13 protein-coding genes and 1 pseudogene are annotated in these 23,068 nt (G+C 45.6%); 4 read left to right on the forward strand and 10 right to left on the reverse strand.

Going from position 1 to position 23,068, the window contains the following annotated elements; all coding sequences use genetic code 11:
- The 3 genes from ICC18_RS33985 to ICC18_RS34830 all read right to left on the reverse strand — a co-directional run bounded on the left by ICC18_RS33985 (position 1) and on the right by ICC18_RS34830 (position 8,670).
- A complete protein-coding gene (locus ICC18_RS33985) occupies positions 1 to 7,608 on the reverse strand; it encodes an immunoglobulin-like domain-containing protein (protein WP_512699405.1) in 7,608 nt (2,535 codons plus the stop codon).
- Positions 7,609 to 7,938: 330 nt separating this feature from the next.
- Complete coding sequence (locus ICC18_RS24315) at positions 7,939 to 8,430, reverse strand: CYTH domain-containing protein (protein WP_188177041.1); 492 nt, start codon at positions 8,428 to 8,430, stop codon at positions 7,939 to 7,941.
- Positions 8,431 to 8,484: 54 nt separating this feature from the next.
- Positions 8,485 to 8,670 carry a DUF6199 family natural product biosynthesis protein gene (locus ICC18_RS34830; RefSeq protein ID WP_376745665.1) on the reverse strand — a complete coding sequence of 62 codons (186 nt, stop codon included), beginning with the start codon at positions 8,668 to 8,670 and terminating at the stop codon, positions 8,485 to 8,487.
- A 150-nt stretch (positions 8,671 to 8,820) separates the two neighbouring features.
- Between ICC18_RS34830 and ICC18_RS24320 the strand changes: the two genes are divergently transcribed.
- Together ICC18_RS24320 and ICC18_RS24325 are read left to right on the forward strand one after the other, a co-directional pair.
- Complete coding sequence (locus tag ICC18_RS24320) at positions 8,821 to 9,960, forward strand: Fic family protein (RefSeq protein ID WP_188177042.1); 1,140 nt, start codon at positions 8,821 to 8,823, stop codon at positions 9,958 to 9,960.
- A 702-nt stretch (positions 9,961 to 10,662) separates the two neighbouring features.
- Positions 10,663 to 13,488 carry an S-layer homology domain-containing protein gene (locus ICC18_RS24325; RefSeq protein ID WP_188177043.1) on the forward strand — a complete coding sequence of 942 codons (2,826 nt, stop codon included), beginning with the start codon at positions 10,663 to 10,665 and terminating at the stop codon, positions 13,486 to 13,488.
- A gap of 428 nt (positions 13,489 to 13,916) precedes the next feature.
- Here ICC18_RS24325 and ICC18_RS24330 read toward each other — a convergent pair whose 3' ends face one another.
- The 3 genes from ICC18_RS24330 to ICC18_RS34400 all read right to left on the reverse strand — a co-directional run bounded on the left by ICC18_RS24330 (position 13,917) and on the right by ICC18_RS34400 (position 16,915).
- A complete protein-coding gene (locus ICC18_RS24330) occupies positions 13,917 to 15,656 on the reverse strand; it encodes a GTP-binding protein (RefSeq protein ID WP_188177044.1) in 1,740 nt (579 codons plus the stop codon).
- A gap of 1 nt (position 15,657) precedes the next feature.
- A complete protein-coding gene (gene cysD, locus ICC18_RS24335; RefSeq protein ID WP_188177045.1) occupies positions 15,658 to 16,581 on the reverse strand; it encodes a sulfate adenylyltransferase subunit CysD in 924 nt (307 codons plus the stop codon).
- A gap of 199 nt (positions 16,582 to 16,780) precedes the next feature.
- Positions 16,781 to 16,915 carry a hypothetical protein gene (locus ICC18_RS34400; protein WP_262495894.1) on the reverse strand — a complete coding sequence of 45 codons (135 nt, stop codon included), beginning with the start codon at positions 16,913 to 16,915 and terminating at the stop codon, positions 16,781 to 16,783.
- Positions 16,916 to 17,059: 144 nt separating this feature from the next.
- Between ICC18_RS34400 and ICC18_RS24340 the strand changes: the two genes are divergently transcribed.
- Positions 17,060 to 17,653, forward strand: coding sequence for a hypothetical protein (locus ICC18_RS24340; protein ID WP_188177046.1), 594 nt, complete (start codon positions 17,060 to 17,062; stop codon positions 17,651 to 17,653).
- A 555-nt stretch (positions 17,654 to 18,208) separates the two neighbouring features.
- A pseudogene (locus tag ICC18_RS24345) lies at positions 18,209 to 18,343 on the forward strand (NADAR domain-containing protein); the annotation flags it as partial.
- A 316-nt stretch (positions 18,344 to 18,659) separates the two neighbouring features.
- On the opposite strand, the gene ICC18_RS24350 reads toward ICC18_RS24345, so the two are convergent.
- From ICC18_RS24350 to ICC18_RS24365, 4 genes are all read right to left on the reverse strand, one after another.
- On the reverse strand, positions 18,660 to 18,917 hold the full coding sequence (locus ICC18_RS24350) for a hypothetical protein (RefSeq protein WP_188177047.1): 258 nt from the start codon (positions 18,915 to 18,917) through the stop codon (positions 18,660 to 18,662).
- Between the two features lie 144 nt (positions 18,918 to 19,061).
- Positions 19,062 to 19,574: an ATP-binding protein gene (locus ICC18_RS24355; protein ID WP_188177048.1), complete on the reverse strand. Its 513-nt coding sequence runs from the start codon at positions 19,572 to 19,574 to the stop codon at positions 19,062 to 19,064.
- Between the two features lie 2 nt (positions 19,575 to 19,576).
- On the reverse strand, positions 19,577 to 20,314 hold the full coding sequence (locus ICC18_RS24360) for a tRNA(His) guanylyltransferase Thg1 family protein (RefSeq protein ID WP_188177049.1): 738 nt from the start codon (positions 20,312 to 20,314) through the stop codon (positions 19,577 to 19,579).
- Between the two features lie 166 nt (positions 20,315 to 20,480).
- Positions 20,481 to 23,066 carry a metallophosphoesterase gene (locus ICC18_RS24365; RefSeq protein ID WP_188177050.1) on the reverse strand — a complete coding sequence of 862 codons (2,586 nt, stop codon included), beginning with the start codon at positions 23,064 to 23,066 and terminating at the stop codon, positions 20,481 to 20,483.
- Positions 23,067 to 23,068 lie beyond the last annotated feature (2 nt).

The raw sequence follows: 23,068 nt of genomic DNA on the forward strand, positions 1-23,068 counted from the left end.
TTAGTTCGTATGGGTTCCTAAACCGTCAATCGTATCGATTGCGAAACCGTCCCAGTTATCCGCCGGGCTGAAAGCATCGCTTGGATTGGTATCGCCTGCTAAGGTTCCAGGCTTGCGGCGAATGGTGTTGTCTAAAGTAGATGTTAAGCCGCTGCCCCACTCAGCACCAGGGTCAAAGCCAACCTGTCCAATGACATCAATAATCGTACCGTTTTTCTTAAGCACGATGGCATCATCGCCATTATAGTTAGTTACGCCATGTAAGACATCCGCCACTGCCTTAATGGCTGCATTCGCACTGGTATTCGCGATGACATATACATCATTGTTAATCAATGTGCCGGACAACGAGAGTGTGCTGCCGGCTGTAGTGGCGCCGTTCGAATATAACTCAATTGTATAACCGGTCAAATTAACGGCTTGCCCTGTACCATTGAAGATCTCAATTGCCTTGTTATTGCTTGAGCCTTCGACGTATTCCGAGAAGAACAAGTCAGTAGATCCTGGGGATGGTTCATCTGCAATTGGACCAAATGCTGCACTTTTTACGGCTGCGCCATAAGTGACTCCTGTGACCGATAAAGGCGTAACCTCAAACTCGATCATTTTCCCGGCATCGGATGCTGCAGGCACATAAGTTTTACCATAAACACCGTCAATTACCGTACCATTCGCATACCATTTGTAAATGGAAGCTCCCTCCAGATCCCCGTCTGCATCAGTAAAAACATAGTTACCCGTCAAGGCTTCGCCTACTTGGGCAGTACCGGAAATACTCACTGCTGTTGCTGTCGGAGCCGTGTTAACCGGGGTACCGCCGCCAACGATGTTCACCTGGGTAATCGTCTCGATCGAAGGCTTCGTATTGTACGTATCAATTTTACCGCCGATTTCTACAAGAGCATTCAGGTCAGCGGCCAAAAGCTTATCTTTAAGCGCCAGGTTCGTGTAATAGCTGTTCGTTTGCGGAATTTGGATAGCGCCCGCCTGATTGGTAAAATCAATCACATCCGGCTGGTCCGCAAGCACGAAGACGGTATTGGTGTTACTTGCCGCTGTCTTGGAAGTCAAGTACCCGCGTACGAATACAATCGTGCCTACCGGGCTAGACTTTGCTTCCGCCACCGTCAAAGCCGGGGCCAGATCGTTCACCGTCAGCGTAAGCTGTACTTTAGGCGAGTAGCCCGCTACAGTTCCCTCGGCCGTTTTAACCCCAGGCGTGCTCGTATCTAGCGTTGAAGGCGTCCATGTCACATCGACTTGTTGCGTAGTACCGTCACTCATCTTTGCCGTTACTTTAGCCGGCAGCGTGTACGTCTCATTTTTGTTAACCGTTGCCGTTACGTTATCGATACTATCGATCTGTAGCGGTATTGTTTGTGCTTTCACAACGACGTTGAAATCCTTGCTTGTCGATGCGCTGCCTTTCGTGATCGTGGCTGTCAAGAGAACCACAGCGTCAGCTTCACCCATTGCCGGCCGCTTGATACCTCCGCTTGTTTGAATCGCTGTTGTATTGCTAGAGCTCCATACAATCGTCGTACCGTTCTGACCGGTAGTCGGCAATGTCAAAGGTGCGATGACTTGGCTAAGATCCACATTCGTATTCTTGATCGTTGCATCCGTCAAGGCATTTTTAGCAGCTAGTACCGCCTCTGCATCCGTCATCGAACCTGCTTCCAGCACAAGAATGAAGGCTGAACCGCTTGTGTAGCCAGTCGCCGTTGCAACCACTTCAAGAACGGTACCGTCGAGCTGAGGCGAAATAGCTACGATGAATGCGCCGGTTGTCGCGTCGGCCGTTCCCGTACCAAGCACGGTAGAACCTGTGCTAACGGTTACTGTAGAACCGGCTTTGGCCGCACCCGTTACTTGTGTGTCTCCGGCACGAACCGTGTTCACGATCGGCTTCTCTTGTACTTTTTTCACAGTTACGGTGAAGGACTTCGTATCTTGTGTCGAGTTTCTCGTAATCGTAGCAATTAGCGTTACATCAGTATCTGCAGGCAGTCCGGCTCTGGTAACCGTGCCATTGCTCACATTAATAATGCCCGCTTGACCGGCATCCTGCAGCGCCCATGTGATCATCGTACCGTCTGCGCCTGCAGCCGGCAGTGAAATTGTCGGCGCCGTACCGCTGTAGCTCACATTCAACGCCGCTTTTGCATTCGCTACCGCTTCCGCATCGCTCAGTGTCTCCGGCAATACGGTAATTGTGAATGTTTTGCTATCAGAAGCACTGCCCTTCGTAATGGAAGCTGTCAGGATCGCTTGTCCGTTCGGCTGACCCTTCGCCGGTCGAATAATGACACCTGTATTCGTTACGACTGCAGTGTTATCCGAGCTCCATGTGACTGTTGTACCACTGGGACCAGTAGATGGAAGCGTCAGGTTTGCCGTTACCGCACTTGTGTCGCCGAGCGTCAGTGCCTGCTTATCTGCGGCTACCGCATCAGCATCACTCAAGCCGCCTGTTACAACGATATCACTAGCTGTGCGAGGATAAATCTGCGGGTTGCCGCTGAAAATCCCTACGATCCCGGTAACGTTTACTACGTCGCCGTTTTTCACTACAGCGGAGCTTACGCCGTATTTGCCTAGGAACGCTTCATAGCTCGTACCGCCGAAAGTCATCGTAAACTTGTTCGAAGCCAAATTCGCAACGGTAACGTTGTTAACCGTTACCAGTTGACCGTAATAGCTGCTTAATTCGTTCAATGCTACTAACTTCGGTGCCGGTGCTGCGTTCGGATCGGATAGCTTGGTTACGACTGCACCCGCGTCGAATTCAATCTCTCCGTTGAACGTTTTCTTTTTCCCGGTTACTCTCACTGTATCGCCGATCTGAAGGGTTCCAGTGAATGTCGGCCTGAATAAATAAATGCCAGCAGTACTGTCTTGCATATAAAACGATTTGTCGCTTAACGGTGTCGTCGTAACAACACCAATCGTCGTTCCCGTTGCGTTCTCAGCCAGGTTCCGAATGTCCTGCACGGTTAAAGCCGCTTCTCCCACGGTTACCGTCGTCTTCACACTCACGTTCCCGGAGGCATCTACCGCCGTTATTTCGAGTACAGTTCCAACAGCTTGCTTCGCAATACTTACCGAGAAGGTTCCGCTGGCGCTTGCATAACTGGAGCCAACCGTCGTGGTTCCCGCCTGAACAATAACTTGTGCGCCCGCTTCCGCCAAACCGGTTACGGCGACGCTGTCGCTGTTCACAGGATTCACCGTTGGCTGTGCCGGAGGTGTCGTATCCGATGGATCAACCAGCGGTGTATAGCCGGCGGCAGCCGCTTCATCCTTCGAGTTAAAGAATACCCGCTTATCGATCGGCACATTCGCCCACAATGAAGGAGCTACATATTTCTTCGTATCAAAGTGACCGACAACGCGGAACAATTCTTTCTGTTCGTCACGGGCACGGAAAACGAATGGAAGTTCCGTCAACGGGTCGGCCGGGTTCCAGATTCCTATTTGATTTGCCTTCGCTTCTGCTACTGCAGTCGAGAACTGAACAAATTCCGAATCGTTGATCGGCCAAATGAAATACGTCGATGCAAAACCGTCTTGAACCTGCTTCAGGTTCACGTTCAGATTATCCGATTTGCGAACGATTTGCGCCAGCAATCGGCCATACCCGTCGATAGGCGAAGCGCCCGGTTTGACGATAATCGCATCGCCCGGCTGGAGGAGCAGCTTCATGTTGTTCTTCGCTCTTTCGCCGTGCGCCTTCTGATTCTTATCCATGCTCACTGCATCCGTACCGCTATAAACGGCTAGATAGTCAAAGCTTGGATCTGTGATATGATACGTCTCCGGTGTATCCATGTTTAAAAAGCGAATCGTATCCAAACCGATGACCGGTACGCCCAGCTTGATCGTATCGCCGTCAACGACCCGCTCGACGACCGACTCATAGCTTTCTTTAGGCTGCGGCTTTGCCGGTTGGTCTGGCAGCAGCGTCAAATCGGATTGAGCTGCAAGAATGACTTGATAAAGCGTATTATACTGACCCAGAATGCCCGTCACTTCGTACCATTTGTCTTTCTGAATCAGTGAGGCATCAACTGCGCCTACAGTGGCCCGTAAAGTAATGCCATAGTAATCTGTATCAACAGCGGTCACATCAAAAGCGCCGCCGGTCGCTTCCGACGCAATGCTCATCACGTACACGTTCAGCTTGACTCTTGTTCCTTCAAGAGGCTCCGCTTGTGCAGCTGTATTCAGCTGAGCCGCCGTCGTAACGGTTGGAGCCGGAACCGGGTTGCCGCTGCTGATCTTGACGACATCCGCTGCCGAAGCCGGCTTGATCTCCGTTAATTTGTTGTACTCGACAATCGTTCCCTTCACACGAACGCGATCCCCGGCCTTTAAGTCCGGATAACCGCTCGCGGAGGACGCGAAAATATTAATACCGCCTGTTGCATCCTGCATATAAGTGGACAATTTACCGCCGCCGATAGCCGAGTTGTCAGCAGTTACAATCCCTTCGATAGAAACAATTTGGTTCAGTTTGATTTTCTCGGATGCAATGGTTCCTACCACCGTCACATCGACAGGCGTACTGTTATTGCCGGCACCGTTCGAAGCAATAACTGTCAAAACGGAACCAGCCGCTTGCGCTGCAATCGGTACACTAAAGACTCCTGTTCCGTTCACCAATGCCGTACCCAGTACGGTGCTGCCCGCTTTGACAGTTACCGTTGTATTCGGTGTCGCGGTTCCAGTTACTTCTGTACTGTTCGCGTATACCGGATTCACGCTAGGAGCTGCTACAGGACCTGTTACTTCTGCGCTATATGCGACCGGGTAACGGGGACCTTCGTTCGTCCCAACAGTATTGGAGACATATACGACACCGGCAGCAGCACCTAAATCCAAGCCTGTGACCGTTGCGGACGTTTGCCCCGTTGCTACCGTAGCTTGTCCAAGAATAGTTGCAACCGTCGTGTCAGCAGTCGCATATACTTTGATTTTATTGCCTGCCGTTAATTGAGTTACGCTAACCGTATCAGCCGCACCTGCGTTGTTCGTCGCCGTCAACTGGTTCACATATTGAATGCGTCCTTCCGCCTGATAGCTGATCGGACCGCCATAATTTCTCACAAAGCTTACCAGAGCTTCCAGGTCTTCCGGACCTGTGACCGGATTTTTGCCGAGCATACCAATCGGCTTATATTTGGCTGAAGTGGACGTCGCCATGAAGTTATTGGTAACTAACGTATAAGTCGCAGCCGGATCGATTGGCGTACCATCGGCGAACGTAATGTCAACAACCTTACTGGTTGCAAAATTATACGTATACTTCAAGCCCGCAACGCTGTAATCCGGGCCGAATCTGGCACTCATCTGTGCATCCAGAATCGGTCTGAGATCTGCACCCTTGATTTCAAGCTTCATCAAAATATTGCCAAACGGCATAATGTTAAACAATTCATTCCACGTAATGTCGCCCTGGTTCAGGTTGGCACGGATACCGCCTCCGTTCATCATGGCAAAGTCGGCGTTCATCGATGCTTTCATGCTGTCCGCAATCAGGTTGCCAAGCGCATTGTCCCCGATATTGGTATAGCCTCCTGCCATCGGAATGGCTGCATAGCCGACAACTTCATTCAGCTTTGGCCCGAGCTCTGTCGTATAGTGGTCGATGATTCCTTTAACCGTCGCGTCCGGCGTTACGCCGTCTTGCTTAACATACACGAGTTCTGCGGATTTAGTCGTAATATCTTTCGTTACAGGATCGATCAGGATCTCGACATCCGAGAATGCTTTTCCATACTCGTAGGCTTGTACGATCAGTTTCCCGTCTACCAAACCGTTGTTCATAACATGATTATGAGCTGCAAAAATAATATCTACTTCGTCATCTACATTGTTTGCCAAGTCGGCTGCAGGACCGGTTAAGGTGCTGCCTGTTTGTACCGCATCCATGTGAGAAAGAACGATAATGGCTTTAATTCCTTGCGCTTTCAATTCAGCGACTGCTTCATTGACAGCAGTAGCTTCATCCGTAAAGTCAATGTCCGCAATGCCGCCCGGCATCACCATGCCTGCAGCTGCTCTTGTGACAACACCGACAAAACCGATTTTGACGCCTCCGATTTCCTTAACGGCATATGGAGGAATGACATGTTGACCGTTGGCCTTATACTTCACGTTAGCTGCAACCATCGGAAAATTGATGCCGTCGTAATTCGGCGTTCCTTTACCTTGCGGATGCGCGCCGCCGTTGATCAAACGCAGCATTTCCGCCGTACCTTCATCAAACTCGTGGTTCCCGAGCGTGCCCACCTGGAAACCGATGGCTTCCATGACTTCTACAGTCGGCTCATCCTGAAAAAGTGCAGATACCGGAGGGGAACCGCCGACCATGTCCCCTGCATGAACGATTAATGTGTTCGGGTTCGTTGCTTTGCGTTCTTTCAAGTAAGTCGCTGCGTAATCCATCCGGCCTACTTTTTCTTTAATCCCGTCAGCGTTCGTATCGATCTCTTCGGTTTGATCGATTTTCCCGTGCAGGTCATTCACACTAAGGATCTGTATAGAAATAGGTCCAGGCGTTGCTTTTACCTCTGCCGACTTCGCCGACTCGTTACCCGCGTTGTCTACCGCGCTGATCTGGAACGAGTACTCCGTGCCGTCCGTCAAGCCGGTAACCGTGTGGGTCGCGCCCACAACATTAGATGCAATAACTGAACCGCCTTGATAAATGTTATAGCCTTTCAAATCGGACTCGGCGTTCGCCGTCCAAGTCAATGTCACTTCCGCATTGCCCGCCGCTGCTTGCAGCCCTGCCGGTACGGCCGGTCCTATCGTGTCTACCGGCGTTGCTTGCGCAGCCGTCGACTTCGCCGACTCGTTACCCGCGTTGTCTACCGCGCTGACCTGGAACGAATACGCTGTACCGTTCGTCAAGCCGGTTACCGTGTGGGTAGCGGTCAATACATTTTGTGCAATGATCGTGCTGTCTTGGTAGATATTATATCCCTTCAAATCGGACTCGGTGTTCGCCGTCCAAGTCAAGGTTACCACCGAATCACCTGCTGCCGTTTGCAGTCCTGCAGGTACAGCTGGCGCTGTCATATCTACTGGCGTTGCTTTGACAGCCGCTGTCTTCGCCGATTCCCTACCCTTTTTATCTACCGCGCTGATCTGGAACGAATACTCGGTACCATTGTTCAGACCGTTAACGGTGTAAGTAGTTGACAGCAATGGCTTCGTGTTCAGCTTAATACTTCCTTGGTACACGTTATAACCTATCAAATCTTTTTCCGTGTTAGCGTTCCATGTCAGCGTAACACTGGTGTCCCCTGCTAAAGTAGTCAATCCCGTAGGCTGCTGGGGTAACTTCCGGTTGTCATTGTGGTCACCGTTGTTTCCATTGTTGTTTCCATTGTTGTTTCCGTTGTTGTTTCCGTTGTTACCATTGTTTCCGTTGTTTCCATTACCATTTCCTTTACCTTCCTTACCGCTATCGTTAGCCGAGAAGTCCGAAGCTGCTGCGGCTGAAACGGTCGTCGTTACCGGCAGTATCAAACCGACAACCAACGACAAAGAAACGATCATGCTTAGCGTTTTCTTCAGCGTTTTCCAATAAAACAACATGTTTTCCTCCTTTTTTCCCACAACAAATATGAGTGTGATTATTTTCCAGTATATGAAATGCCAATACTAGACTAGAATAAACAGTCTCTGTTAAGAGACTTTAAGAGTTATAATAAGTTTACATAAATTTATTTGAGAATACTGTCACAAATTGCACCTTTCGGAACTAGCATTTACAAAAAATTTACCCTTGTTCGATAAAATTCGAGTCCTTGGGCTCATATTGATTAACTCATTGCTGCAACGTACAAAAAAAAGCCCGCATGAGCTATGAAAAATGCTCGTGCAAGCTTGAGTATGGCCAGTCAGATAAATGTCAATATAGACTTACTATTTTCTCTGCAGTTGAATCCACATTGTCTTATTCCCAAACTCTTCCTCTTGACCTAACTCTCTGCCAAACCAACTCGGTACTATAAAGCGGTTCGCGGCATCCACATCAGGAAACTCAACCTCTATAACCATGAGATCAATATGTTTATATTCATCAATTTCAAAAAGCATCCCCTGACAATCTACCGTCGTACGAATTTTCTCTAGAGGTATTAACCCCGTACGGTCTAATAGCTGCTTATAAATATGTTCTGAAATCTTGTACTCTATCTCTTCCCTGACTAATCCATGCCCTGATTTGAAAGTATGCGTATAATCCGATACTCCACTGCTGTCAACCAATTGGCGCACTCTAATTTCCTGATCAGCCGAAAAGGCTAAATACGTTTGATATATGTACTTTCTTGATACCAAAGTAATTTCATTATTGCTCAACTCAGCCGTAGGGAACGCTGGCAGCAGCCACTTTCTTTCGATTTCGGAACTCATGGGTAAGGCCTCTTTTCTATTAATAATATTTCTATAAAGATACTGCAATTTTACTTACATTACTATTGAAATAATAATGCCTGCTAAGCCGATTATGAAACAAATTCCCCCGCCGATCCGGGTGTTCAATATATACAGGTCTGAAGGTTCGTCAGCGTCCTTGGACGTCCATCGTTCTGTGACGGACCAAAATAGAGTCGTCTTCCACAACATCAATATTCCGGCTAACAGCAGAAACACACTAAGGAAAATCAACGATGATACCCCCTTGTTTCCCAAGCTAGTTTATCTGTATTTAAATATGTACACAATAAGTGTAATGGCATATAATAATTATCAGCCAAAACCCTTGATTTAAAAGCATTTTCAAGTGTAAAGGAGTGATGTAAAATGACGTATACTTTTTCATCTGAACATTTCAAATATGAAGGGGAACGATTAGTGTTTCGCCCTAATTTTAACCCCTTCGACTATGAGATTCAGCAACTTATTCTAGAAGCAGAAAGAAATATCGGAGCACTGGCAAGATTGGGCCTCAAAAACCACCCGTTAAAGCCAACCATCCTGCGTAATTCAATGGTTAAGACAGCGCACTTCACAACCAAAATAGAACAAAACAAATTAGAATATAAAGAAGTTGAACAACTCTACCAAAATTATAAGAGAAATCCATTAACAATTAAACAGAAGGCACAACTTGAAGTGAGAAATGTCTTTGAGACGTACGAGTTCATCTATGATTTAAACCCGTCCAGAGACTTCTCAGATATGGATGAGCCTATATTAAAAAAATTACAACAACTACTAATGAAAGATTTAACGGGGTATCCGGAAGGGTATAGGCAAATTCCTGTTGCCCTTCAAGACAGCGATGGAATCGTTAGTTATCAACCTCCCCCTTTTAATCAGGTTCCCCATTTAATGAACGCATTCTTCTCGTGGTTGTACACTAGTGTAACGGGACATATACATGCATATGATTCAAAAATAAATCAAGAGAAAAAGCTTCATCCACTACTAATATCCGGTATTACCCACCACCTGATAGGATACGTCCATCCATTTCCTGACGGTAACGGACGAACGGCTCGAGCATTTTCGACTTTAGTAGGATTAATTCATAACGATCTCTCTAAGATAAAAGATGCATTTAGTGTTGAAGAGTATTTCGACAAACGAATTGAAGATTATTACGATACTCTCATGTTGGCTACACAAGGCGACCTAAAACCCTTCCTCATTTTTTATCTGGACTGTGTCAATGCCTCACTCACAAAAGTACTTAATGAGCTACAAAGATATGACAAAATTAAACACATTCGAGAGATACTTGGGAAGGGCCATGCAAAGACCATGTTTGAGCTAATAGCTAGGATGGAAGATGGCGAGATGTTCCACAGGCAGTTATTTGATGATACCTTAGATGCATCCCCATCAAGTATTGCTAAAAATTTATCAAGGCTGAAAGATCTAGGAGTGATTCGATCTGGTGAAAATCGGGGAGAGTATATGATCTCTATATTGGATTGAGTAAAGAGCAAAGAAAAAGGGAGATTCGTAAAAAAACGTATCTCCTTTCCTTGTATAATTTTGAGCTACTAATTCATGAATCCCAATCCTCGCGCGATTTGTTCACCTCATTAAGTAATTCTTTGCCTCTTTCAGGAGATAACGTCCCAGCAACTTCAAGAAGATCATCAATGGAATAATCATCTTGGGCTTCAAATGGTATTTGTTTGACGGTAAGGGTTGGTGTAAGAGATTTTACATGGAGATAACCGAGCCCTTCTAGCTGGCCGTAAACTCGTCCGGAATTTCGATCTTCGCGGCTTTTTTGAACCTGTCGAATAAGATCTGCATCTTCAGGTTTACCCCCACCTTTCGATTACTGTTACCATTATACCACCACGGTAATAACATCTAATCACTCGCTTACATTATTCAACCCTTGCAGGTTAACCGGAGAAAATGCAAGGACGAGGAGTGAGGAGGCTCCATACCTTGATGGCATGTCATTTTTGCGATGAAGTTAAAAAAAGGAAATATAAAGCAGGGTTTCCCATATTTTATGGGCATAAAGTACTATATTTGTAAAAAGATGACGAAAAACCAGTGTCATTCTACATTTTTTGTTATATAATCTCAGATGTTGTCTGATTTCGTCTGTTATATTTTACAGGAGGTCTATCGGACGATGCTCATTGAAAACTACATAATGAAGGAGAGAAGACAATGCTATTCAATGCAGTACGTCGTAAACTCAGCACGATTCTAGTTTTTGCCTTACTCTTGAGTACCTTTATGCCACTTTCGGCATTTGGTGCGGCTGCGCAGTTCCAGGACATCGCTGATTCTTACGCGCAAAAGGAGATTCAAACTTTAGTAGAATCGGGCATTATCTCCGGATACGAAGACCATTCGTTTCAACCGAAGAAAGCAATGACACGCGCCGAACTGGCGAAAATCATCGTCCTCTCACTAGGACTGAAAGAGAGTGCGGATAAGGCAGCGCCATTCAAAGACGTGGATGCGAACAGCTGGTACCGCGGTTTCGTAGGTGCGCTGGTGGAATCCGGTATCACCCAAGGGACATCGGCTGCTACGTTCAGTCCGGATTCGAAAGTAACCCGCGAAGAATTAGTCGTGTTCTTCATTCGGGCGTTCGGGCTGGAAGATACGGCGAAGAAGCTTCCTGTTGACGCCAAATTGTCGGATGTATCCGACGTATCAGAATGGGCTAAAGCTCATGTATCGCTGGCGTTCAAAATGGGTTTCGTTAACGGGGTCGAAGGTGCTAACGGAACGCTTAAGTTCAATCCGAAGGACCAAGCGGAGCGTCAAGCTTTAGCCCGACTGGCTTATGAATTTAAAGCTAATACGTCGAAGTATGTGGAGAAAGCGAATGAGCTCGCTGCAGCGGTTGATAAGGGTACGAAGCCCGAAGAAAAACCGGCAGCTGGCGGTGGTACCCCATCCCGAAGCCAGAATCAGGATGAACAGAATCATGATAGCGGGGATGATGACGATGATCAGGGCAATCCTGGAGGGAGTCCTTCTACGCCATTGACAGGCAGCATCCAGGCTTTAGTGAACGGACAAAGTGTGGATACCATTTTTGCCGCAGAGCCGACGGAAGTGACATTCAGAGCTTCGCTTAACACTAACGTTGCGACCGGTCTAAAACTTTACAAAGTGGATAACAACAACAATGTGATTGCTGAACTCACATCCCTTTATGACGACGGTCAAGAAAGTCACGGGGACAGCTTAAAAGCGGATGGGATCTATAGCGGAACCGTATCGCTGACCGAAAGCGCGGAAGGTTATATCCGTGTACAAGCCTTATCGGGAGGTGTATCCAGTAACGTACTGAAACTGTCCGTTGTGAACCATCTTACGGATCAACAGTTTACACAAGTGAGCAGCATGTCGAATGACACACAGGCAAAGTATAGCCAGTTGATTAGTGAACTCGGCGATACGCAGCAAGCGAAGGAAGAAACCGTAGCTTGGCTTGAAGCCCAACCTGAAGTCGAAAGTGCAGGTATCTCAGGATCCGGCGGAAGTATCTGGTATGTAATGGATTCCGGGATTTTGGGAGGCATTTCTGCAGCTCCTCAAAACTCGAAAGGACTTAGCGCAGCAGATGGACAAGTTGAAAGTTCAGGTGATGCACTTCAAACAGTTACACCTATGCTGCAGAGTTTAGAACAAGCAAGCACGTCGGTGGGAAGCAAACGGGCAGCCGTCATCTCTCCATTTTACAGCAAGCTTGCGTCAGCAACAGTTTACGATGCTGTATATAACATCATCGATCAATCCGAGTATCCTTTCGAAGCCGAAAGAATTAAAGATGCTGTTGCAGATGTAAACTTCTTTAAAGGATTAAAGAACTATGGAGTCGTAGTGTTAGATACACACGGGGATACGTTCTATAATGAGACCGTACTCCAGACACTTTATGTAAAGTACGGCATTGAATTTCAAACGGTCGGCCCTCAAGTGATGTTCTTGACAGGAGAAATGGCAACTAGCGAGAATAAACAAAAACACGAAATGGATCTGAAAAAAGGAAGATTAGCCATTATCTCCGGTTATTATGCCATAACGCCTTCTTTTATCACTCGCTATAATGACTCGATGCCGGAAACGATTGTATATAACGGTAGCTGCCGAAGCTTATTCAATAACTCCATGGCGGATGCATTCATCAATAATGGGGCTAGAACTTACTATGGTTACACAGATTATGTTTCATTGAATTATGATCAGGCGATCGTTCAATCTTTATTCAATTCCTTGATCAATCAGAATATGACCACGGATGAAGCGTTTAATGCGGTTGTTGCAGAACATGGCGCAAATGACGGCTTGGCCTCTTTCGCAATGAAGGGAAGCAGCATTGGCGTCAAAACCGAGGGAGTCATCAACGGAACGTTCGAAGACGAAACTTGGAACGGTTGGAATGGAAAAGGCGATGTAAGAGTCATTTCCCAACTGGGACCATTAAAACCGACTGCGGGCAATTATATGGCAATTATTAGTACGGGTCTTGGATTTGAGAACAACGATTTCAACGGTTACGATTTAAATTCGAATAGTTATATCGAGCAGAATTTCCTTGTTCCGGTAGGAACCAAGACGCTTTCATTCGATTATAATTTCATCTCCGAGGAACCGAAAGAATTTGTAGGCAGTATCTATAATGACACATTTAAAGCGACAGTAACTTCCAGCGTGTACATATCATCAGATTCTATTACCTCTAATGTCTATGGAGGGGATTCCGTAACATCAGATGTATATGGAGAACAAACTATCCTTATCGCAACAGAATCGATTAATGGCTCTCAATCTTACTGGATTGATGAGAATAAAGTCGCGATTGATTTCTATGGCGGTGATGACACGACTTACATGACGAATTGGAAACACGTAGATTTTGATGTAAGTCAATTTGCCGGCATGGAACCGATTGTCCTTCGCTTCCATGTTTGGGACCAGGGAGACAGCATCTATGATACAGCTGTGCTGATTGATAATATTAAATTGCAGTAGATCGAATAGAGCGTAGTAACCATCAGTAAACAGTTTCCCTTCTAAGTAGACAGAAAGACAACAGGTCTGTTCTGACTACTTAGAAGGGATTTTTTTATGTGATTTCCAACCCGAATATAGTCCGGTAAGATAGGACTTGTATTTAGTACGGCATCGATAGCGGATTCGGATGTGGGTCTGCCGGAATCTGTTACAATGTCCGTAAATCCTTGATACGACTGGGTTTTTCGCGTTCGTATATCCCTAATTTATCGTCAACGCCTCCGCTGCCGCGGACACAAGAAAAATATCCCTACATCACTATTCACGATGATGTAGGGATATTATTTTCCAAAGACTATTTCGCCTAAGTCGATTTGTTTAAGCATGTATACGGGAGACTTTCGCTTCTTGCTCGATTGCGCTACCATACACGGGTTTTGTTCACATTAGAAATTAAGGAATTGTCCACGACTACTCTCATTGATTAAATATTTGATAATTCGTTTCACTACATAATTTGCAGCTTCTTCGATTGAAAACTTGCTTGTATTGATTTCGATTTCCGGGTTCCCAGGTGTATCATTTGTGCCCCGGCTGCCTGCAAGCGGTCTGTTTACATAAACTTCAATATATTCTTTGCCAATGATGTCTCGCGCGGTTTCTCGGTCGTTTTCGATCGGGGAATCATTCGCTACCAATGCAATAAGTCCAGCATCGTTCATCAATTTGGCAACTTCTGCTAATCGCTGCAACGATTCTCCCTGGCCATTCCCCAGTAACATGGTATGGTGGCCTGTCGATACCAAACGTTTTTCGACTTCCTTCGCAAGGATTGATTGATCCGGAACCGTACCGGTGAACCAGAGGGTTAATGGATTCTGACCTTTTTGCTGGGCACGAACATCTCTGGTGATTTCCGTATCTAGCCGTACCAAACTGTCGGAGCTTTGAAGGGTTTGGTCAATCACTCCACAAGCGGATGTCATATTGGTTACACGATCGATCAGAATAAATCCGCCAATGCTTTTATTTTGTTCAAAAGAATCAATAACGATGTAGTCCGATAAAGAAAATTCACATTTTGCCACTTCATTTTTGACAATATGATCGGTTGGAACCGTATTTCCAGTATTAATATCGACTTTATGAGTAATTGCCGTCACAGTACCGGGTAGGATTTTTGTACCTACTTTTACCAAATAATTTTTACCGGGAGTCAGTACGGAATCATCCATCCAAAGAATCGTGGCGCTAAAACTATCCGCCTCATGGATGTTGTCGTCTTTCGTGAATACACAGCCCCGCGAAACGTCGACTTCACGATCCAATTGAATGGTTACGGGTTGTCCAGCAAAGGCTGAATCCCTATCTTGGTCCGTCACTAAGATACGTTTGACTTTCGCTTTTTCACGACTGGGTAGAGTCGTCAACTCATCGCCGACCGCTATGCTCCCAGCCTCAATCTGGCCTTGGAAACCGCGAAACGTATGGTCCGGTCGACATACACGCTGAACTGGCATCATAAATGGTTTCGTATCGTCGGTATGATGAACATCCACATTTTCTAAATACGACAACAATGGAAGACCTTCATACCAAGGTGTATGTTGTGATTTTTTAGTAATGTTATCCCCTTCTGTGGCAGAAACAGGGATCACCTGTATGCTTTGAAAATGAAATTCAGCGGTCGTTCGGGAGAAATCTTCTTTAATCTCATCAAATATCTTTTGATCAAAATGAACTAAATCCATTTTGTTCACAGCTAATACAAGATGTTTAATCCCCATGAGTGCGCAAATCCGGGTATGGCGTTTGGTTTGGGTAATGACCCCTTTGGTTGCGTCCACAAGAATGACGGCCAGATCCGCAAAGGATGCGCCTACTGCCATGTTACGTGTATATTCTTCATGTCCCGGCGTGTCCGCTACAATGAACGAACGGTGATCCGTCGTAAAATACCGATACGCCACATCAATCGTTATCCCTTGTTCACGCTCGGCCAGCAATCCGTCAAGAAGCAAGGAATAGTCAATTTTGCCGCCGCGACTGCCGAGTCTGCTATCCAGCTCTAATGCTTTTTCTTGGTCGGCGAACAAAAGCTTCGCATCATAAAGCATATGTCCAATTAGGGTAGATTTTCCGTCGTCTACACTTCCGCATGTAATAAATTTAAGCAGACTTTTCATATTAAAAATAGCCCTCCCGTTTACGTCTTTCCATGCTTCCAGCCGCTTCTTGGTCAATAACCCGAGTAGTCCGTTCGGATGAAACCGCACCAAGCGTTTCTTCGATAATGGCATCTAGCGTATCCGCTTCCGACTCGGCACCGCCAGTAAGAGGATAGCAGCCTAAAGTGCGGAACCGCATCTTCTTCATCTCAATTTTCTCATGTGGTTCGAGCTTCATGCGGTCATCATCCACCATGATGAGATGTCCATCGCGTTCGAGGACGGGTCTTTCCTTTGCAAAATAGAGAGGTACAATATCAATGTTTTCTCTTCGAATGTATTGCCAGATATCTTTTTCCGTCCAATTGGATATTGGGAAGACGCGGATGCTTTCGCCTTTATTAATTCTTGTGTTGAAAAGTTTCCACATTTCCGGTCGTTGGTTTTTCGGATCCCACGCATGATTCTTATTCCGGAACGAAAAAATCCGTTCTTTCGCACGCGACTTTTCCTCGTCACGTCTTCCGCCGCCGAACGCAGCCGTAAATCCGTATTTGTCCAATCCCTGTTTTAATGCTTGAGTTTTCATAATATCGGTGTACGCGGAACCATGATCAAATGGGTTGATCCCTTGTTTAACACCTTCCTCGTTCGAGTGAACAATCATTTCGATCCCGAATTCTTTCGCTTTGCGATCGCGGAATTCGATCATCTCTTTGAACTTCCACGTTGTATCGATATGCATGAAAGGAAATGGCGGTTTCTCAGGATAAAAAGCCTTCAGCGCCAAATGCAGCATCACCGAGCTATCCTTCCCGATCGAATACAGCATCACGGGATTTTCACATTCCGCCGCTACTTCTCGAATAATATAAATCGCTTCAGCCTCGAGTTGATCCAGATGCGTCATTTCATGTATGGAATCAAGCATCGTTTTTTGCATGGAAAGGTGCCTCCTTTTAATTCACACTAAATCTATCGTATTTCTATATATCCTATCAGATTCTGGCTTTTATGCAAAGTGGAAGAAAGTGAAAATCTCTATATTTTTATCATTTTCGTCGAACTGTGTCAGTACTTTTTGGAAAAAGAGGCATTCTCTTTAGCACAATAATCCCTGTGCGACATTAAAGTTCACTTCGTCACGCCTGAACATGAGACTTTAAGCATAATATTGCCGCGACGGCAAGGAAATGCTTCAAAGGACCATCGGCAAAGAAATGCTTCAAATCACGAAAAACGGGAGCCGCAACCGCAGCTCCCGTTTCAATTTTCAACTATCTTTCCTCGTTAGTGCAAAGATTTTTGAAAAATGTGGCTATATCAATCGTTTTTTAAGAAGGGGGTGAAAAAAAATCATACTCCCGCCATTTTCCACCCCCTCTTATAATTCAGTAATCACCAATCAGGAGGTTATAGAAATGACGAAGGAACAAGGAATCATCGGTTTTGCAAAAGTAGGCAGTATTGGGGCACTCATATTTATGACGGTTCCCCTGTGGCGCGGACTCATGGGAGAGTCGATGTTTGTTACATCCGTAGATGTCTTTGCGCATATTTTGCTGCAAGTAGGATTAGCAGGTTTATATTTGGGGTACGCCGATAAGCTCGGCAAATTCGGATTTATTTCGACGCTCATGACGATGATCGGCTTTATTTTCATGGTGTTCATGAAGATGGCCAGCGGATTCTTCAGGCCGATTCTGATGGAATATGCCCCGGAAGCGATGGTCGGACAAATGGCTCCGTCACCGCTGGGAGAAATCATCGGAGCGACGTTGCTGTATTTCCCGCTGAGCACGGTCCTCTTCGGTGTTTCCGTCTTTATTTCCAAGCTGCCGCGAAGCAAGCTGCTCGGGGCGTTTCTGATCGTCGGGCCGTTCGGATTCGTCTTGCAGCCTTTCGGAATTTATGTCACTCCGGTGTTGTTTGCAATCGCCTTTTTCTACCTGACTTACTCCTTATGGAGCGGGAAAAAGAAACCGTACAATATCTCCGCCGTAACATCGTCATAAAGAACAAAAAAAGGGCCTCGTCGCCCTTTTTTTCATTCAAATTTGTGACCGGAAGGTCATGGATGGTTAGTTTAGCAAACACTTCAATACCTGCAGCAAAGGAATGCTTCAACACCCGGCAATATGATAATTCAAGTTACAGAACAGCGGGTTCTTCACGTTGGAAAAAGGACTGGGTCGAAAGGATTACCTCAGAGAGCTCTTAATGTACCAATAAGTGTGTATTTGCATGGAAAGGGTTCAGAAAAGCAGGGGAGTCGAACTCCTGTTCATTATCCATGCGAACATTAAATATTCTGCTCGTAATACATTAAACTTTCTTCACATAAATAATGGGGACGCAACATTCCGCGCCCCCATTCAATCCACAACCCTATTAACCTTTTACTCAATCAGATGTTTATCAATTTGGTGATATATGGGTGCATGTAATTTTCTTTAAATAATATTCACGAAAATCTTCTATGGCCAGAGTAAATAAGTCTTACGGGTTCGATTAGAGAGCCATCCGGTTGTACTGTTTTAAAAAGCAAGCAGTCGGAACTACCGTAGTGTGAAGCGAGTCCGGACGATGCGATCTGGGGGATTGGTCTCGCCGAAGATCATCCCGATGCACTCGACCGGAAGACCTGGAGAGGAACTAATTGGTTGGGTGAAATATTAACCAAGCTGCGCGAGGATTTGCTATGAGAGTGGCCCTTGTAGATACGTTGATCAAAAATGAGTAAGTAACATTGAAAACAAACACTTGGGATCACTTTTTAGGATGCTTTATCGGTCTGGCAGTCGGGGATGCACTAGGATATCTATGTCATACCATATTAACGCGGTAAATAAAGAATTAGAACAAAGAATAGCCTGTTGAGGTTTCTCAACAGGCTGCAACCCTATCTTATAGATAGGTCTAATCATATCCAATATTCATTTTTTTCCATATTAATCGTTTGTTCCTGATAGGTTAACGAAAATGAAATTATCGGAAGACCATTCTCAAGTCTAAGCTCCATCATGATTTTCGAATCCCCGTAAAATACTCCTCGATAACTTCGATTTCTTGTTTACTGGTATGAAAGACGTAAAATTCACGCTCAGGATTTTCCTTATGGTGAAGCTTATAACCTTCCCAAGCATTCATTGGGTTATCGTATTCTTCTACAACTGTCATTTCTTCAATCGTGCGTAAGCGATTATTCGATACCGCTTTAATTGCTTCAACTAAAACAAATCGACTGGGGTAATGGCTACAAATTTCAGACCATTTCATATCACAAATCCCCCTTCCAATAGCAGTTTTAATTATTATAACATACAAGGTCTAGATATTCTTAAAACGGAGAAATGATTATTGACCTTCATCGGATGCAAATGTATCGGGGGACGTCCATTGAATACTTTGCTCAGAAGCATCCTATAAATCTGACTTTTCTTCCTTCAAAATTTCCGGTACGATTATCGCTGAACTCTTGAGTGAGCCTTCTATTCTCTCATGCATCTCTTCAACATAAAACTTCCCATCTTCAGTTCTTACTCGATATAACGTATCAAATCCTTCACTGAAACCAGGTGTCTGTAATCTTTTCATTACACTCTTAATTCCGACCTCCGGAACTTTTTCTCTCCCTAAACGCACTTCATTTCTTTTTATTGACTCAGCAAAATCCGGTTCAAAGTAATAACCCACTACTCTGAACTTGTGTTCTTTTGCGAGTGATATATACTTACTCCTATCCTCAATCGTTGGATTCGTATTGTCCACAACAAAAGGCTGCTTAGCTTGGAAGGATGCAGCTAAATATATGTTTTCCCTGTGCCTGGTTATAAGCATATCCATGTTGATTCTGATGTGGGAATTGAAAAATCGCTCCTTAAAGAACGTTGATTTGCCTGAAGCCTGAATACCGACAAAGATCACACACTCCATAGTTACTCATTCCTATTCAGATAGACGTATTGATTGATATACTCTCTATTTTGCGAAAAAATCGGAGTATCCATATCAACATCCCACTTATTTCTTTGTGCATCTCCTTTTAAATAGGACTGTTTTGTTATGCAAACCCCTCGTTTTTGCCATACAGGAAGGTCATTCCAATTAAATCCCTTTTCCACGAATAGCTTGTCCTGAAGCTGTTTTCCATCAAGACCTTGTAGTTCTTTTTGCGGGAAGTGGGCCTGAGAAACCATAGAAATACTGTTCTTCGTCGCATCCTGCTGGCGCCAGAGAAAGTAGTTCGTGACCTCATCATGCGGCAATACCCATACTCTGCTGTCAAATGTCGCCAGTTCCTTATCGGGATAATACTTTCTGATCTCCTCATTGAACTTAGCCGTGGCCATTGATGCAGACACAGACACCATTTTTTGTATGTTATTATCAAACCACGATTGAGTGGTCAATTTATCATAATTCGTGAGCAAGATTGAAATCTCGTCACTTTGGTGGTAAACCAATTTGCAACCCATCATATTTTGAGCGAGATACTTACAGGTCTCCCATAACGCTTTGGTTAACAGCTCATCAAACGGTTTGGCCATTCCCCGCGTAAAGGTATGAAAGTGGCACCCATCAATTCTCAAGATTACAGGCAGACGCCGCGGCAAACTGTGCCGGAATACATTCTCGTAATCCTTCATTCGATTTCCGAAATCGTCTTTATTCATTGCTACAACTCCTTACTTGAAGGCGATAATAGTACTAGTTTAATCCAAGTTCTCGAATATCATAAGCCTGATCCTCTTGCTCTGCGAGTAGTCAACATTTTCAGTGTTTAAATTGGGGGCTATCCTTCAGCTATTTTAAGCTTTACGGATAGTCCCCTAAATAACCTTACAACCGAGGATCAATCTCCCTCTCCCCAGCAACCTCAAACAACAAATTCGCCACAACTTCCTTAAAAGCATCATTATCCGGCGTAATCTCATCAAACCTAATCGCAAGCATCCTGTTCCCCAACCGATACTCATTCATCGAGGTGCGAAGCTTTTGGCTAACATTCTTCTGCTTCATCAGCTTCTTGTACTTATGCGGGAAACGGTAGTCATAACCGTAGATGATCGACAAATAATCCTTATTACGGACCTTCATATAGGGTACCACTCTGCCTTCCACTGCCTCAGGCTTGATGACAACGCCCTCCATGTAGTTATCCACAGTTAACCTGGAAAAGTAGCGCTCCGCCCTTTCGTAACAGTCCGCATCAGTCAGATCCAGCAAAAGAAACTCATCGTCGGACAAAAAGCTATATACTTCGGATGTCTTCCAATCCGGCAGCTCTTCCTCGCCATTCTCATATACGACTTTCAACAAGCCAAAAGGTTTATACTCGAGCTCCCCGTCTTCCGCATAAATCTCCAACTGTCTCTTGTAGGTTTCGTACGCCTGTAGATGCACGTCTAAAGGCACATACGTCTCCAGTATGTCATGGACATATTTATAGTTCTGATATACGTGCGAACCATACTTGTCACTGAGCGCATTCTTAGCCATGGTAAACTGATCCTTCTCAAATCCGCTTGCCCGATACGCATCGGTCAACTTGCCGAGAGCCTGCTCGAATCCATTTTGCTTCAGAAAATGAAGCTCGCTCTCCAACGCTTTCTCGATCGGCTTGAACTGCCGTTGAATCAGCCCGTCTCCGATGGCTTTCCATGGCAGCAGCTCTCCATCCAGGATCAGCATCGCAATCCCATTTTCACCCATATAGCCACTGAACTTCCGAAGCAGCCCCTCGTAAATTCCCGTCAAATCAATCTGATTGATTTTGTACCCGTTACGGCTGACCGCAAAGCATTGTTCCACGTCCTTATGCAGGTAAATGTTACAGCGCGAACCCATATACTTCGGTTGCAAAACAACCTGCTGAACGCCCCGCTCCGCAAAATAATCCAAACCGCGCTGCAAGGACTCCAGGTCCTGAGCCGCCTCATCCTTATCGGCCGGAGACATCGTCCCCGAGATGAAATTCACCCTATTCCGCGAAACATAATGCAATCTGCGGATTTCATCCTCATCCAACTCCCCAATGGACACTTTTCTCTCTTCTTGGAACAAAGTCGGCAGTTCATCCGTCATCACGGCTTGCGCGGACTTTTGCGATTTCATGAACGGCTTATAAGAAATACTTACAGACGTGAGCACATTGCCGTGCGCGCTGCCTGTGTCAATATGGATTTTGTTTTTAATCCGGAACGCATTCCGGGCAGCAACGTGACCGAATACGTGGTACGGATGATTTTTCACCGCTTCTTCTTGGAGAAAAGCCAGCTGAGCCTCTAAAGGAGCATCACGATCAATCCGATAATTCCGCTGATGACGAATCGAATTCGCATCCAGCTTGCCAACATATTTGTTTCTGCACGGTGCATGAGTCACGTAAAAAGACGGCCCATTCGAACCAATCAATCGATAAAACGGCTGAGCCAGCGAAACCAAATGATTAAACTTCTCCAGCAGCTCCGCATCCTGCGACAGCACTTGAGTGGAATCGAAATACGTGTGAAGCAGCTCTTGATCGACCCCACTGATCTCTCCGCGCATGAACTTATGAACGAAATTCTCATGATTCCCCATGACGAATAAGAAATGCTCCCGATTTTCGTATAAAAACTCAACGGTTTCCTTCGTCTTCTTCCCTTTGTCGATCCAGTCGCCGACCGAGATGATTTTCGTATTGCGCACTTTGTCCGTAACCACTAGCTGATTGCCCTCGATCCGGTAACCATGGCTTAGCAAAAGACCTTTAAGTTCATCCACGCACTCATGGATATCGCCGACCAGGATATATTTCGAATCATGCGGGAGAATCGTCGACAGGTACTCGTCCTTATCTTCAATAACCACTTTGTATGCAGGATTGGCCCGACCGTCAGTCACCGATAAAAAGTCTTTATAACGCACCTTATGAATTTTGTCGTAGCCTTCACGCGACAGCGAACCTAGCACTTCTTTTCTCAATCGATTGATGTGGTTCGTAATCAGCTTTTTCGAGCGGTCCGAAGCATAGTAGTCTTCGCGCTTGCGATAATCAAACACAATCACTTCCAAGTTGTAATTGTTGGCCGTAGCAATCTCCCGAACCTTCGCGCGGAAATCCTCCGCCAATCCAGTCGTATCCACGACCACGAACTCGGCGTTGACCGGGAACGAAGTCACCATCTTCAGCCTCTCAAACAACAGGTGAAAAGCCTGCTCGCTCGCCTCCAACATCACTTGATCATACTTATCGTAATCATAGCCAAGCACCTCTTGGCGGATGCTATCGGAAGACAGATACTGTACGTTTGCTATCAGATTCTTAGTCTCATCGGCGAACTTCAGCCCGGGAATCAGAACTTCCTTGGCAAAAGTCGTTTTGCCGCACTCTGTTGACCCAATCAACATGAAAATCGTATGAACTTTCGTTTGAATCTCCACTC

The organism is Paenibacillus sedimenti (assembly GCF_014534655.1).
Lineage (GTDB): Bacteria > Bacillota > Bacilli > Paenibacillales > NBRC-103111 > Paenibacillus_E > Paenibacillus_E sedimenti.